This window comes from Rhodococcus sp. NPDC058505 (assembly GCF_042720095.1).
Lineage (GTDB): Bacteria > Actinomycetota > Actinomycetes > Mycobacteriales > Mycobacteriaceae > Rhodococcus_G.
The window spans coordinates 25,715-40,631 of record NZ_JBHXNB010000028.1; the positions used below are offsets into that span (position 1 = coordinate 25,715).

At 70.0% G+C, this 14,917-nt stretch carries 12 protein-coding genes; 3 read left to right on the top strand and 9 right to left on the bottom strand.

Translation table 11 applies throughout. The features are described 5' to 3' along the window. Window positions 1-526 precede the first annotated feature (526 nt). The 3 genes from ACFWPA_RS17435 to ACFWPA_RS17445 are packed head-to-tail and all read right to left on the bottom strand — an operon-like array spanning window position 527 to window position 3,491. Window positions 527-1,267 carry an SDR family NAD(P)-dependent oxidoreductase gene (locus tag ACFWPA_RS17435; RefSeq protein ID WP_378508021.1) on the bottom strand — a complete coding sequence of 247 codons (741 nt, stop codon included), beginning with the start codon at window positions 1,265-1,267 and terminating at the stop codon, window positions 527-529. Next, complete coding sequence (locus ACFWPA_RS17440; protein ID WP_378508022.1) at window positions 1,264-2,271, bottom strand: phosphotransferase family protein; 1,008 nt, start codon at window positions 2,269-2,271, stop codon at window positions 1,264-1,266. Before ACFWPA_RS17440 ends, ACFWPA_RS17435 begins: the two co-directional genes overlap by 4 nt. Before the next feature lie 11 nt (window positions 2,272-2,282). Continuing rightward, the gene (locus ACFWPA_RS17445) at window positions 2,283-3,491 is read right to left on the bottom strand and encodes an acyl-CoA dehydrogenase family protein (protein ID WP_378508023.1); all 1,209 of its coding nucleotides are present in this window, start codon (window positions 3,489-3,491) and stop codon (window positions 2,283-2,285) included. Window positions 3,492-3,694: 203 nt separating this feature from the next. On the opposite strand from ACFWPA_RS17445, the gene ACFWPA_RS17450 reads away from it, so the two are divergent. Beyond that, window positions 3,695-4,588 (top strand): helix-turn-helix domain-containing protein, encoded by an 894-nt coding sequence (locus tag ACFWPA_RS17450; RefSeq protein WP_378508024.1) that lies wholly within the window; start codon window positions 3,695-3,697, stop codon window positions 4,586-4,588. A 69-nt stretch (window positions 4,589-4,657) separates the two neighbouring features. Here ACFWPA_RS17450 and ACFWPA_RS17455 read toward each other — a convergent pair whose 3' ends face one another. Then, window positions 4,658-5,551, bottom strand: a complete 894-nt coding sequence (locus tag ACFWPA_RS17455) for an SDR family oxidoreductase (protein ID WP_378571217.1) — start codon at window positions 5,549-5,551, stop codon at window positions 4,658-4,660. A gap of 108 nt (window positions 5,552-5,659) precedes the next feature. After that, entirely contained in the window at window positions 5,660-5,938 is a 279-nt protein-coding gene (locus ACFWPA_RS17460) for a hypothetical protein (RefSeq protein WP_378508088.1), read from the bottom strand. A gap of 52 nt (window positions 5,939-5,990) precedes the next feature. On the opposite strand from ACFWPA_RS17460, the gene ACFWPA_RS17465 reads away from it, so the two are divergent. Both ACFWPA_RS17465 and ACFWPA_RS17470 read left to right on the top strand, forming a co-directional pair. Continuing rightward, window positions 5,991-7,451: an MFS transporter gene (locus tag ACFWPA_RS17465; RefSeq protein WP_378571219.1), complete on the top strand. Its 1,461-nt coding sequence runs from the start codon at window positions 5,991-5,993 to the stop codon at window positions 7,449-7,451. 110 nt (window positions 7,452-7,561) lie between these two features. Next, window positions 7,562-8,620, top strand: coding sequence for a DUF6777 domain-containing protein (locus ACFWPA_RS17470; RefSeq protein WP_378571221.1), 1,059 nt, complete (start codon window positions 7,562-7,564; stop codon window positions 8,618-8,620). A gap of 4 nt (window positions 8,621-8,624) precedes the next feature. Here ACFWPA_RS17470 and ACFWPA_RS17475 read toward each other — a convergent pair whose 3' ends face one another. The 4 genes from ACFWPA_RS17475 to ACFWPA_RS17490 form a co-directional block, all read right to left on the bottom strand. Continuing rightward, window positions 8,625-9,380, bottom strand: coding sequence for a FadR/GntR family transcriptional regulator (locus ACFWPA_RS17475; protein WP_378508090.1), 756 nt, complete (start codon window positions 9,378-9,380; stop codon window positions 8,625-8,627). 88 nt (window positions 9,381-9,468) lie between these two features. Continuing rightward, a complete protein-coding gene (locus ACFWPA_RS17480; protein WP_378571223.1) occupies window positions 9,469-10,209 on the bottom strand; it encodes an ABC transporter ATP-binding protein in 741 nt (246 codons plus the stop codon). Beyond that, a complete protein-coding gene (locus ACFWPA_RS17485; protein ID WP_378571225.1) occupies window positions 10,206-12,947 on the bottom strand; it encodes an ATP-binding cassette domain-containing protein in 2,742 nt (913 codons plus the stop codon). Before ACFWPA_RS17485 ends, ACFWPA_RS17480 begins: the two co-directional genes overlap by 4 nt. A gap of 27 nt (window positions 12,948-12,974) precedes the next feature. After that, window positions 12,975-14,201, bottom strand: coding sequence for an ABC transporter substrate-binding protein (locus ACFWPA_RS17490; RefSeq protein ID WP_378571227.1), 1,227 nt, complete (start codon window positions 14,199-14,201; stop codon window positions 12,975-12,977). Window positions 14,202-14,917 lie beyond the last annotated feature (716 nt).

Genomic DNA, 14,917 nt, shown 5'->3' on the forward strand with positions numbered 1-14,917 from the left:
GCTGTCAGCGGGAGGGTCCCCGACCGGGTACACCGCACGGCAGCGCCGGGCCGGACAGCGACCGTCCGACGCGAAGGCCGGCGTTCTGCCACGTGTTCGCGATGGTGGTGGAACACAGCACATGGTGTCCGACGCTCCATAGTGTGCTCACAGATCGCCCTCCCGAAAGACAATCACCCCGCCTGATGTGGCGGCCTTACCTATCCACGATGGGTGCGGTTGCTCCCATTGCACGAGGCAACTTACCGCGTTCACCACACCCGGCGAGGCGGTTTGGGAACTTCCTTCGACAAGCGTCCAACTCAGTGCCGTTCGGGTGCGTCAGAACCGCACACGGTCCGGCGTCCAACCCGCCCCGACCTCTCGTTCCCCCAGGTCACGCTCGATAACCGGCAGCAAACCGGACAATCCTACCTGGTAACAGAATGATTGTGGCCGGGTCACAGATCGTGACCCGGCCTCATCAAGCGGCAGTTGTCTGGCGATTAGCCAAACCCCGCGAACAGCCGTCGCGCACGTGCCCGGTTCAGGCCCGGAGCCCGTCCGTCCCGGCGCGCGTGACCACCAGGTTCGGCACCACCGCACGCGCCGACAACCGCAGCAGGGAGTCGACCAGCTCCACGATGTCGTCGACCTCGATCATCTCCTCGGCCGGAATCCGGTCACGGATCCACGCGCTCATGTCGGTGTCGACGTACGCGGGCGAGATCGCCGTCGCGCTGACCCCGTTGCCGGACTCCTCCGCATTCAGCGTTGCCACCAGCGAGATCAGCGCGGCCTTCGTCGCGCCGTAGACGGCGAGGCCCGATTCGGCGTAGACCCCGGTGATCGACGACAGCGCGATCACCTTCGCACCCCGCCCCGGGTCGGCGGTCGCACCCGCCCGCAGCAGCGGCAGGCACTGCTGCAGGAGCAGGAACGGCGCCCGCAGGTTGACGTCCAGGGTCTTGTCGAAGCGTCGCATCGGGAAGTCCGCGACGGTGCCCGCCGTTCCGACACCAGCGTTGACGATCAACGCCTTCATCGGCCCCAGCTCCTCGGCATGCCGAGCGGTGAGCCGCTCGATCGCCGTCGGGTCCGCCATGTCGCCCGCCACCGCGAGCACCCGCGGCGCCCCCGCCGCCCGCAGGCCCGCCGCCACCTCGTCAAGGCGTTGCTCGTCGCGGGCACTGATCGACAGCGAATAGCCCTGGGAGGCAAGTCGAGTCGCGATCCCGAGGCCGATCCCCCGGGAGGCACCGGTGACAAGCGCGGTCGGGGCGCTCACGCCGACACCCCGGCGAGGGCGCGCAGCCCGGCGGCCATGAACTCACCGGTCGCCTCGGCAGCGCGCATCGCGCCGCCCCCCGCGTCCGACCCCTGCCTGGCCCGGTGTGTGATGCCCTCGCCGATGACGCCGAGCTTGAAATTCGCGAGCGCCAGATAGAAGTTCCAGTCGCCGAGGTCGCGTCCCGAGGCGGTCGCGTAGATCTGCGCGAGATCGTCGGCGCTGGGCAGCCGCGGACTGGTCCAGGCCGCGCGGGAGCCGAGCACCAGGTCGAAAACCGGTGCCCGGTAGACGCACATCAGCGCGGCGTCGGTCAGCGGATCACCGAGGGTGGACATCTCCCAGTCCACGACCGCACGGATGCTCGTCGCGTCCTCGGTGTCGAGGATGGTGTTGTCGATCCGGAAGTCGCCGTGCACGATCGACGCGGCGGTGGTGGCCGGGATCGCCTCGGCGAGCTTGGCGTGCAGTACCGCGACGTCGGGAAGTTCGCGGGTCTTGACCCGCTCCCACTGCCCGGCCCACAGTGCGACCTGGCGCGCGACGAACCCGTCCGGGCGACCGAACTCGCCGAGTCCGACGGACCGGTGGTCCACCGCGTGCAGATCGGCGAGCACCCGGACCAGGGCATGCGTCGAGCCGCGAACCTCGGTGTCGGACAGCGTATCGAGATCGTCCTGGTCTCGGATGACGCGCCCGTCGACGAACTCGACCACCGTCATCTGCGCACCGAGGGCCGTGCCCGACTCGTCGAACGCCACGGTGCGGGCCACCGGAACCGCGGAGTCCTGCAGTGCCCGGGTCACCCGGAACTCCCGCGCCATGTCGTGCGCGGACGGGGTCAACCCGCTGGTCGGTGGGCGCCGCACGATCCAGGTGCTGCGACCGTCGGACGCCCTGAAGGTGAGGTTCGAACGCCCCCCACTGACCAGGTCGACCGTCAGGTCCCCGACGACGTCGACACCGCTGTCAACCAGAAACCGCTGCAGTGCGGTGACATTCATGCCTGGAAGACTCATCGCGACTCCAATCCGGCGCGCTTCGCTGCGCCGACGACCCGCTTGGCCAGCGCCCAGCGGTGCACCTCGGACGGACCGTCGTACACCCGGAAGGGGCGCACCTCACGGGACAGCCGTGCGAGCGGCAGGTCCGCGGACACCCCCATGCCACCGCACATCTGAATGCTGCGGTCGACGATCCGGAAGATCGCCTCGGCCGCATAGGTCTTGGCGATGGCGGTCGCGTTCGCCGCCCTGTCACCCTGGTCGAGTTCCCAGCAGGCGCGGGTGAGCAGTGCCCGCGTCGCGGCGATGTCGATCTCGTTGTCCGCCACCATCTGCTGCACCATCCCGAGATCACCGATCCTGGCGCCGAACCCCTCCCGCCGCGCGACGTAATCGACCGCGACGTCGTGGCCGCGGCGGGCGGCGCCGAGCCACCGCATTACGTGCGTCATCCGCGCCGGGCCGAGTCGGACCTGCGCGTACTCGAAGCCGCGGTCCACCTCGCCGAGGACCGCGGAATCCGGGACGAAGACGTCCTCGAAGGCAACCTCGCAGTGCCCGCCGAGCATCGACGTGTCCAGCGTGTCGATGTGTCGCCCGACCCGGATCCCCGCCGTGTCGGCGGGGGCAAGGAACATCGTGGCACCGCCACGGTCACCGGGCTCACCGGCGGTGCGGGCGAAGATGATGAAGAAGCCGGCACCGTCGGCTCCGGTGATGAACCACTTGTGGCCGTTGATTCGCCAGCCGCCGTCGGACCTGTCGGCCCGGGTGGTCAGTGCCGATGGATCCGAGCCAGCGCCGGGCGCAGGCTCGGTCATCGCGAATGCGGACCGGACGTCGCCGCGGGCGAGTGGGGCGAGGTACTGCTCCCGCTGCTCCGGGTCGGCGATGTGCGCGAGCATGTGCACGTTGCCCTCGTCGGGGGCGGCGATGTTCAGGGCGGTCGGCCCGAACAGGGAGTAGCCGGCTTCCTCGAACACCGGCGCCCGGTCCGACATGCTCAGGCCGTGGCCACCGAACTCGATCGGCGCGTGCGGCGCGAACACGCCCGCGTCCCTCGCCGCCTGCTGCATCGTCGCCCGGATCGCGTCGCCACCCGCGGCCGTGATGTCGCCGCCGTGCTTGTCCTCGATGGGCAGGATGTGGTCGCGGGTGAACGCACGGGTGCGCTCAACGAGCGCCTGCACGTCGGGCGCGTGGGTCAGATCGATCGCCACGAGCAACCCTCCTCGATCGGTCCGGAATCCGAGCGATCGCTCGGCTTGCCGATCAAGGTGTCACAACGGCCCAGATTCGGTCAAGCCCTGCCATGTTCCTGGTGGTCGCGCCGCGCTGGCCCGTTCAGATTCCCTGATAGCATCAGTAGTGTTCAGTAATTCTGAATATCTCCGATGATCGAACGAGAACGAGGAGGTTGCCGGTGGGCGAGACACCGATCACGCCGGCCGAGCTGATCCGGGCCGCCCGCCTCGAGCGCGGCCTGTCGGTCCGCGAGCTGGCGCGCCGGCTCGGTGTCAGCGCCGCCACGATCAGCGCCATCGAGAACGGTCGGACGGGGGTCAGCGTCGACCGGATCCGCGCGATCGCCGACGCCCTCGGGACGTCGGTGGCCAGGCTGGTCGGCGAGCACCCCGGGGCGGATGCTCCGCGCGGTGCCGCCACCGACGTCGGCCCGGCCCCGCGTCGAGCGCCGGGCGCCGAGCGGGCGACGGCCCCGGCCGGCGAGCAGTGGCGGGTCTTTCCGCCGCTACGGATCGACCCCGTGCTCGCGGCGGCCATCGACGCATTCGTCGAGACCGGCTATCACGGCGCGACCGTCCGCTCCCTCGCACGGCGGGCCGGCATGAGCGTCCCCGGCGTCTACCACCACTACCGGGACAAACAGGCGCTGCTGGTGCGCGCCCTCGACCTGACGATGGACGAGTTGCATTGGCGGGTCCGCGCGGCCAGCGCCGAGGGCGGTACCGCGACGGAGCGGGTCGCCCTGATCGTGGAGGCCCTCGCCCTTTTCCACACCCACCGGCGGTCCCTCGCGTTCATCGGCGCCAGCGAGATGCGGAGCATCGAAGACCCGGACCGGATCCGAATCACCGAGTCCCGCAACCAAATTCAGTATCTCCTCGACGAGCAGATCGATGCGGCCGTCCGGGACGGCGGCCTGACCACCGCCCATCCACGCGACGCGGGCCGGGCCATCGCGACGATGTGCACGTCGCTGCCGCAGTGGTTCCGCGCGGACGGACCGGTGACACCCGAACAGATCGCCGCCGAGTACGCACAGTTTGCGCTGAACCTACTCGGGCACACACGTTGAACGGGGGTTCATGTGCCACCCACGTCGAGCGAATGACACATGAACCCCCGTTCAACGGTGGCGGGTCGGTCAGGAGCGGGGGTTGCCCGCCATGGTCGAGTTCGGGCGGGCCTGCGCGACGAGCGCCGGAATGATCTCGCCGAGCTCGGCCGGATCCCAGCGCTCGTTCTTCGAGACGCCGGGACCCGCGACCCACGTCTCGGCGACGCTGATCGAACCGCCGTGCACGTTGAAGATCCGACCGGTGACGCCGTCCGCCTCCGGGGATCCGAGCCACACGACGGTCGGCGAGATGTTCCCCGGCGCTGCCGCGTCGAATCCGGTCCGCTCCTTCTCCGCCTCGGCCGCGGCGACGAATCCGTCGAGCCCCGCGGTCATCTGGGTCAGGGCGGTGGGGGCGATCGCGTTGACCGTGACGCCGAGCCGGGCGAGTTCGTCGGCGAGGATCACGGTGAACGCGGCGATGCCCGCCTTCGCGGCGCCGTAGTTGGTCTGGCCCAGGTTGCCGTACAGCCCCGACGGCGACGAGGTATTGATGATCCGCGGGTGCGCGACCGGCGTCCCCGCCTTGCTCTGCTGCCGCCAGTACGAGGCGGCGTGCTGCGACGGGGCGAAGGTGCCGCGCAGGTGCACGCGCATGACGTCGTCCCACTGGTCGACGGTCATATTGACGAACATCTTGTCCCGCAGGATGCCCGCATTGTTGACGAGCACGTGCAGGGTGCCGAACTCCTCGATCGCGGTCCGCACCAGACTGCCAGCACCGTCGAAGTCGGAGATGTCGTCCTTGTTGGCGACGGCCTCACCGCCCATCGCCCTGATCTCCTCGACAACGGCCTCCGCCGGGCCGAGATCGTTGACGACGACCTTCGCGCCCTGCCTCGCGAATTCGAGTGCGTGCTCGCGGCCGATTCCGCCCGCCGCACCGGTCACGATCACCACGCGTCCGTCGTTGATGCCCATGTGTTCCACTCCCCACTCGGTGTCCGCTACGGGCCGAGGCCTCGGCCGGACGCCACGGTACAAGAGCATCGGCCGCCGACGGGGCGAGCCGACTCCGGCCGGTCGCGGTCAGGTCCGCGGCCAGTGCACGCCCTGACGCCGTTCGATCTCCTCGTTCAGCCGCCGCAACAGCGCGACGAGGTCGGTGCGGTCCGCATCGGTCCAGCCGCCGACGAGATCGTCGATGCCGGTGATGTTCCTGGTGCGGTCGCGGCGCAACGCGGCGAGGCCGGTTGGGGTCGGCCGCAGCCGACGCGCCGTGCCCCCGTCCGGGTCCGGAATCTTCTCGGCAAGGCCGGACCGGACCAGCGCAGCGGTCTGACGGTTGACGGTGTGTACGGTGCACATGCAACGCGGGGGGCGTTCGTTCCTGCCGCGACGAACGCACAGAGAGAGACCCGTGACCCTCGTCGATCCCCCTGCCGCCCGACCCGATTCCCGGGCAGGCCTCATCCTTCCGACGCTGGCGTTCGCGGGCATCGTCGTGTCGCTGATGCAGACCCTCGTCGTTCCGCTGATTCACGCGCTGCCCGACCTGCTGAACACCTCCTCGGCGACCGCCTCCTGGGTGGTCACCTCGACGCTGCTCGCCGCCGCCGTCGTCACCCCGATCGCGGGGCGACTCGGCGACATGGTCGGCAAGCGGCGAATGATCCTGATTTCCATGGCCTTTCTGGTCGTTGGGTCGGTGGTGTGCGCGCTGAGCAGCACCGTGACCCCGGTGATCATCGGACGGGCACTGCAGGGAGCCGCGACCGGCGCCATCCCGCTCGGCATCAGCATCCTGCGCGACGAATTGTCGCGGGAGCGCGTCGCCTCGGCCATCTCGGTGATGAGCTCGACGATGGGGGTCGGTGGCGCGATCGGGTTGCCCGTCGCGGCCTGGACCGCGCAGAGCTACAGCTGGCACGCCCTGTTCTGGGCGGCGGCGATCCTCGGTGCGCTGGTGGCGATCTCGGTCGCGGTGCTGGTGCCCGAGTCCGCCGTCCGGACGCCGGGACGTTTCGACTACCCCGGCGCGATCGGCCTTGCCGGTGGCCTGGTCGCCCTGCTGCTCGCCCTGACGAAGGGGGCGCAGTGGGGGTGGACGAGCCCGCTCACGCTCGGGCTGCTCGGCGCGTCGATCGTGATCTTCCTGATGTGGGGCACGATCGAACTGCGGACCACCGACCCGCTCGTCGACCTTCGGGTGTCCGCGTCCGCGACCGTGCTGTTGACCAACGGTGCCTCGGTCCTCACCGGATTCGCCATGTACGCCACCTCGTTGACGGTGCCGCAGCTCCTGCAGGCACCGCCGGAGACCGGATACGGGTTGGGCCGGTCGATGGTGGCCGCCAGCCTGTGCATGGCACCGGCAGGCATCGTGATGATGATGCTCTCCCCGGTCTCCGCACGCCTGACCCGACGCCACGGCCCCCGGGTCACGTTGATGGTCGGCACCACGGTCATCGCCGCCGGGTATCTGATCGGTGCCGTCGCGATGAACTCGATCTGGCAGCTCGCGGTCGTCTCCACCATCATCGGCGCGGGCATCGGCATCGCGTACGCGGCGATGCCCGCGCTGATCATGGGTGCCGTCCCGATCCGCGAGACCGGCGCGGCCAACGGACTGAACTCGTTGATGCGTCTGGTCGGAACGTCGTTCGCTGCCGCGGCGATGACCGTCGTGCTCACCTCGATGACGCAGCAGCACGGGCCGGTCGAGGTGCCGACCAGGGAGGCGTTCGTGGTGACCTTCCTGATCGGCGGCAGCGCGGCCGTCATCGCGCTGCTCGTCGCGTTCTTTATCCCGCGCCGGGCCCCGGAGCGCGAGCCCACCGCTTCGGCCCGGGTCGAGGTGGGCGCGGGCTCCGCGCGGTAGCGCAGGTCGACCGGACCGCGCATGCCCCCGGCGAGCGGATCGACGACTCCGACCCGCGGACCCGGCGCGGTCAACGGGCACCCCGCCACCGGAGCGCCTACGCTGGCCGGGTGGCCCCCGACAATGGCGGGCGGGCCGCTCACCGGGCCCGCCACCGCACCGTCGCAACCACCGGCTCCCACCAGGGGTGGCCGGTCCGGTTCGCCGCGGTCGCGTGCGTCGCCGTCGCCGCGACCGGATGTTCCCAGCGCGGCACCGACCCGGAGCCGGTCGCCCTGCTCACCACCATCCAGGACGGCGAGCTTCCGTGGACCGATGTCCTGCTGCCACCGCAGACGCCGACGATCGTCCCACCCGGCCCGCCGGGCAGCGAACTACCCGCCGACACCACGCCGGTGGTGACCGGCGACCGCGGCGGGCTCTACGGCGGGAGCCTGGAGCGCCCGTTGTGCGACAGTGCACGACTCGTCGACGACCTCGAACGCGATCCGGTGAAGCTGGCGGCCTGGTCCGAGGTGCAGGGCGTCTCGGACGTGCGCGGCTACGTGGACGCCCTGACGCCGGTGCTGCTTCGGGCGGACACGCGGGTCACCGGCCACGGGTTCGACGACGGACGCACCACCGCGCGGGACGCGGTGCTCGAGGCGGGGACGATTGTCCTGATCGACGACCACGGGATCCCGCGGGTCCGGTGCGCGAACGGGACACCGCTGAGCACCCCCACCTCGGATGTGAAACCCACCCCGAACGTCGTACCCTGGCCCGGGTTCGACCCCGATCGGATCCTGGTGGTGCGGCCGTCGCTCGATGCGATGGGCATGGTGTCGGTGGTGGACATCGCCACCGGCGCGCTGACCACGGTCCCGGTCGGATCCGGTCCCCCTGGCCCGACTCCGGCACCGACAATCCCGCCCGCGGCCCCGGCCCCGGCACCCGCGCCGGTTCAGGCCGCTCCGGTCGAGCAGGCGCCGCGGCGCGCGGCCGCGGAAGTGCCAGCGCCTGCGCCTCCCCCCGCGCCGGAGCCGCCGCCTCCCCCCGCTCCTGCCCCGCCCGAGCCTGCACCCGAGCCGGTCGTGGTGCCACAGCCGCCACCGCCACCGGCCCCGCCCGCCGAGATCCGGGTCGAGGTGCCGGGTCTGCCTCCGCTGGTGATCCCGGTACCGCGGTGAGGCTTTAGGTAAGCACCTCAACGAGGGTGGTCTCGGAGTCGCCGATCATGTAGGTCTCGATCGCGTCGAGGTGCTTGCGCCAGAAGGTCTGCGCCGCGACCGTGTCGCCGTCCCGCATCAGGCCGAGCACCCGAAGGTACGCACGGTGCGCGGCGCGGGCGGCGGGCCGCTCGTTCGCCCCGCCGTGGGACGCGATGAACAGCGCGTGATGGGCGTCGATGATGTGCACCACCATGCCCGCGAGCACCGCCAGCGTCTGGTTTCCCGCCAACTCGATCAGGGCCTGGTGCACGTCGACGTCGTGCCGCGAGAAGGCTTCCGCGTCGTCGAGGAGGTCAGCCCCGATCTCCACCAGCGCCTCGAAGGTGTCGAGCTCGGCATCGTGGGCGCCGTCCGCAAGGGTCCCGACCGCGGCCACCTCCAGCGCCGCCCGAGCCCGGTACACGTCGACGAGGGGGACCCCGCGATACTGCAGCAGCAGCCCGGTGTAGCGGGCGGCCGCCGCCGAGTCCGGCGCGAGGACCCGGGCACCGCCATGCGCGCCCCGCAGCACCGTGATGATCGACTCGGATTCGAGGATGCGGAACGCCTCCCGCAGGGTCGGCCGGGACACGCCGAACTGCTCCATGAGCGCGGCCTCGTTGGGCAGCGGGTCGCCGACCTCCAGTTCACCCGTGATGATCCGGCGGCGCAGGCTGGCCGCGACCAGCTCACCGGCCTTCGGCACCCGGACGACGGACGACTTCGCAGCCACTCCCACGACACCCCTCTTCGATCCGCGGCCCGCCCTGGCAGGCCGATACGACGCACCAACCGTACAAGGGTTCACCTGATCGGCCGTTGCCAGCTCAGGTGGGTGTCTCGTCGTCGGCGACCCCGGACAGGTACGCCCGCCGAACGGTGTCGAGATCGGCGGCAATCTCGGCGGCGGTCCCCTCGACGATCACCCGTCCCCGTCGCATCACGTACACCCGGTCCGCGACCTGCAGCACCTGACGCACGTGCTGTTCGACCAGCAGGACACCGACCCCGCGTTCGTCGGCGGCGGCCCGCACCACGGCGAGCAGGCGCGCGACGATCTGGGGCGCAAGGCCGAGCGACAGTTCATCCGCGAGCAGCAGTCGAGGGTTTCGGGCGAGCGCCCTGGCCAGGGTGAGCATCTGTTGCTCGCCACCGGAGAGCAGGCCGGCCTGCCTGCCGAGCAGTGGCCGCAGCTCCGGGAAGATCGCGCAGGCCGCGTCGGCGGGCACGGCTGCGAGCTTCAGGTTCTCGGCCGCGGTGAGGCCCATGATCACCGACCGTTCCTCGGTGACGTAGCTCAGGCCGCGCCGGGCCCGGGTCGCCAGGGAGGTCCCGGCATCGGACCCGAGGAGGCTGACCGTGCCGGCGAGCGGGGCAAGTTCGCCCGCGACGGTCAGCATCGTCGTCGACTTCCCGGCACCGTTGGCGCCGATCAGCGCGACGACCTCACCGGCCCGCACCCGAAGGTCCAGGTCCCGGCAGACCACCGCGCCGCCATACCCGGCGTCCAGCCCGGCGCAGTCGAGAACGGTTTCCCCGGTGGCCCGTTCGGTTGCGGTGGTGGTCATTGCAGCGCCCCCGTTGTCTCGTCGTCGGTGCCCAGATACGCGGCGCGGACCCGTTCGTCGGCCATGATCGTGTCGGGGTCGCCCGCGGCGATCACCCGGCCCGCCTCGAGCACCACGATCCGGTCGCACGTCGACATCACCAGCCCCATGTCGTGCTCGACGAGCAGCACCCCGGCACCGCGCTCATCGGCCAGTCGCCGAATGCACTGCGCAAGTTCACGACTCTCGGCATCGTCCAGCCCGGCGGCCGGTTCATCGAGCAAGACCACCGACGGTCCCGACGCGACGGCCCGGGCGATCCCGACGAGTCGGCGCCGCCCATACGGCAGCTCCCCCGGCATCGCGGACAGGTCGTCGGCGAGCCCGAAGTCGAGGACCGCGGTCGACGCGGTCGCCGATAGTGGTCGTTGTCGCGGCCAGATCAGATCGGTCAGCCAGCCCGTGCGGGTCGCCTCATCGGCGCCTGCGTGGATGTTGTCGCCAACGGTGATGTCCTCGAACAGTTCGAGGGATTGGAAGGAGCGACGCAGACCGCACCTGGCGCGGCGGGCCGTCGACCATCCGGTGATGTCGTCGGCACCGAGCGCGACGCTGCCCGCGGCCGGTGCCACGAAGCCGGTGATCGCGTCGATGACCGTGGTCTTGCCCGCCCCGTTGGGCCCGATCAAGCCGACGACCTCGCCCGGTCGGACCGTCAGGTTGACGTCGTCGACGGCGGTGACCCCACCGAACCGAACGCCGAGCCCACGGACCGTGAGCGGGGCCGCCGGGACGGTCGACGTGTCCGCCTCCGTGGTGAGCTGCCGCGCCTGCGGGCCTGTGGACCGTGCGGGCAGCGCCGATATCGGGGGGCGTCGACGGATCGCGCGGCCCACCCTGGTCAGCATGTCGGCGATGCCGTTCTGGTTGACGAGCAGGATCACGATCAGGACGACGCCCCCGATCAGCGTCGCGAGCGCGCCGCTGCCGGATCCGTCGGACAGTGCCCTACTGACGATCGCGCCGGGCCCGAGCAGGGCCCCGACTATGCCGCCGATCACGTATCCGAGGCCGCCGGTCACCGTCTGGACCACCGCGTTGATCGACGCGAACGCGTTGAACTCGACGTATGTCACCGCCGAATTACGCAGCCCCAGCAAGATTCCCGCGACCGCCGCGATTCCGGCGGCCAGCGCGAAGGCATAGATCTTCACCGTGAACACGCTGATTCCGAGCGACGCGGCCGCGCGCTCGTTGGTGCGGACCGCGATCAGCCTGCGCCCGGTCCGGGAGCGGCGCAGGTTCGCAACGATCACGCCAACGACCACGAGGACCGCCAGGCAGAGCAGCGCCCACCGTTCGGGGTGGGTCGTTGCGGTGACATCGACGCCGAACAGCGTCAACTTCGGGATCCGGACGGAGTTGTCGAGCTTGTCCCCGGTGAGGGCGGGATTGCCGAACACCATTTCCTGAACGGTGAATCCGAGCCCGAGGGTGACGACGGCGAGGTTGACGCCGCGGGTGCGCAGTGCCGGCAGGGCGAACAGCACGCCAACCACAACGACGGCGGCCACCGCGACGATCGCGGCCGGGATCAGCGACCACCCGGCCTGACCAACGAGTCGGGCGGCGATCAGGGCGCCGAGCCCGCCGACCGTGTACTGCGCCAACGACAACTGGCCCGCGTACCCGGTGACCACGACAATCGACAGCAGGAACACCGCCGCGGCCAGGGTCAGGGTCAGCGACCGCAACCAGTCGCCGCTGAACGCGACCGCGATCACCGCGATCACGACGGCGACGACCAGCCCGGGCCAACGGACGGCGCCCGAGCCGAGGCGCGGGAGGCGTTCCGAGACGTGACTCCGCAACGGTAGGCCCTTGCCCCGCACCACCAGCACGATCAGGATGACAAGGAACGGCACCGCCCGGTTGATCCCCGTCAGGGTTGGCATGTGCAGGAATTCGCGGATCGGGTCCTGGTAGAGCACGACCAGGCTCTCACCGACACCGAGGACGAGTCCCCCGAGGAGGGTGAGCGGGAACGACCGGAAGCCGCCGAGCAGGGCGGCGGCGAGCGCGAACACGGTGACGATCACGACGAACGCGGTCGGCGTCAGGCCGGTCAGGGGGGCGACGAGGATTCCGGCGACGCCGGCGAGTGCGCCGCCGACGGTCCAGGTCAGCGCCGCCAGTCGCTGTGGCGACCAGCCCAGCGCCGCGGCCGCTCGCTCGTTCTCCGCGGCCGCGGTGATCGCCAGCCCAACCCGGGTGAACCGGGTTGCCGCCCACAAGAGGGCGGTCAGGGCAACCGCGATGCCCAGCAGGATCAGCCGGTCCTGCTGCACGACGATTCCGCCCCAGTGGTAGGCGTCGTTCGGCAGAAAGGCCCGCACCCGAATGGATTTCGATCCGTAGAACTGCTGAACCGCCGACTGCAGGATCACTAGCAGGCCGAGGGTGGCCGCGAGCCGCACGATGGGGGCCGCGTTCGCGAGCCACCGCAGCACCGTCAGCTGGAAGATCAGTCCGATCCCGCCCGCCACCGCGACCGCGGTGGCGATCGCGAGCCACATCGGCCAATCCTGGTCACGCTGCAGGGTTTCCACGCATAGGTAGGCAGCGACCATGGCGATCGCACCCTGCGCGAAGTTCACCACCCCGGACCCGCGGTAGACCAGCACCACGCCCTGCGCGAGCAGGGCGTAGGCCGCTCCGGCGCCGAGCCCGAGAATGGCGAACTGCACGAACTCCGTCATCACCGCTCCCCGATCGGGTGGTCCGCGCTACTGGGAACGCAGGTCGTACTGGTTCGGGTCGGTGACGACGACGTCACCGTCGAAGCTCATCCGATACATCTTCGAGTTGGACACCCGTTGGAAGATGCCGAACGGCTCGGTCGCGTTCGGGGTCCAGGCCGGGACGAGCCCAGCCATGTCGAGATTCTTCGCGTTCATGAAGCCCTGGGCCACCGCGTTCGCGCTGATCGTGTCGAGCCCCTCGGCGACCTCGCCGAATGCCCGCACCGACAGCCAGGAGAAGATCTCGGTTCCGTTGAGCTCCGACCGTTCGAGGTCGGCGTCCCCGGATGCCTCCATGTCGTCCAGGAAGTCGACCAACCCCGGGAAGTCGTCGGTGCTCGACGACGGCGCAGGCACCGGGCTGGTGTAGACGGAGGTGGTGGCGAAGTCGCCGAGGTTCTGCAGATCGGTCTGGGTGAATCCGGTCGCGGCGAGCGCGAAGCTGAGCTTCGATCCGAGCTGGTTGAACGCCTCCGCGATCTGGTTCGACTCGGTCGCGGTCAGCGCCATGATGACGCCCTGCGCGTCGTTGCGTTCGGCAGCGGCCACGAACTGGGTGTAGTCGGTGGCGCCTGCACCGACGGCGACCTCGTTGACGATCTCGGCGCCCTTCGACTGCACGAACGGGCCGATGAACTGGTTGAGCATCGCGGTGACCGGGAGGTCCGGCCGCATCAGGGTCAGCTTCGTCTTCCCGTTGGCGACGAGGGTGTCCACGGTGCCGAACAGGGTCAGCAGTGAGCCGGAGAACGGGGTGTACACGTTCGGCGCGGTGAAGTCGGCGATGTTCATGGGGTTCATGCCGATCCGGGGGATGCCCGCGCTCGCGAGCTTCTCCGACACCGCCTGCGGGGAGGCGGCGGTGAAGTCCGCGAGGGTCGCGACGACGCCGTCGGCGATCATCTTGTCGACGCAGTCGAGTTCCTTGTTGGGGTCGCCGACGGAATCGCACTGGATCAGTTCGAGCGGGCGCCCGTTGACGCCGCCGCGCGCGTTGAACGCGTCAACCGCCGCCGTGAGTCCCGCGGCCTGGCTGGCCACCGAGATGCCCGGTGCCTCGATCGGGATGATCTGTCCGACCCGGATCGGCTCGCCGGTGGCGGCGGAACCACCCGTCTCGGCGTCACTGCTGCTGCACCCACTGATCACGAGGCCCGCGGCGGCCAGTGAGGCAATGGCGGGAACGAGTCGCTGCGAAAAAGTTCGGGTCAACGGACCATCCTTACGACGACGGACCTGGGCGTCGGCTGTACCCGATCACCCGGAGCGCCAGCTCGTCGCCCGGAAAACCGGAAATACGGCATTCCGCCCAGCATTTCGCAGCATCGTATGAAGCCAACGCGGGTCGCGGGAGCGGATTCGCAAAATCCGATTGCCGATGTCGCGTCGATTGCGTTCGAATCCGCTACGCGAAGCTCACCAGTCCGGCTAAATTCCGAATATTGTTGTGCATCAATTACATCGACCACCCGGAGCCTTTGCCAGCGGAACGCGACCTGGCGACCCCGCGGAAGCTCAGACGCCTGGCGGCCATACGGTTCGCGCCGCGAACAACACAGCCCGGCGGAACAGACGGCCGCCCCACCGAATCGAATCCACTCTCCAATCCGGAAGCCCCTGCTCATGTCAGCGCGGGCCGGAAGCAGTTGACCTCGCCAAGCCACGCCGCTGATGCCTGGGGTTGGCCCCGCCCAGCGGACACAGCGTCAGACGGCTCCTGCCGCCTTAGTGAACTACTTCTCATACTCGGCCGGACCGATCATCTCGATCGCCGAGTGTCAACGACGCCGGTTGTAGACCCGCTCGATCCAGTCCCCGACAGCGATACGGTCGGGGAGAGTCCCCTGGGGTGGTGGGAATCGGGTGAGACCCTGACCTGCAGGATCGGCCGCGTGTCGGTCCCGTAGCAAGGACGGGCCATCGCGTAG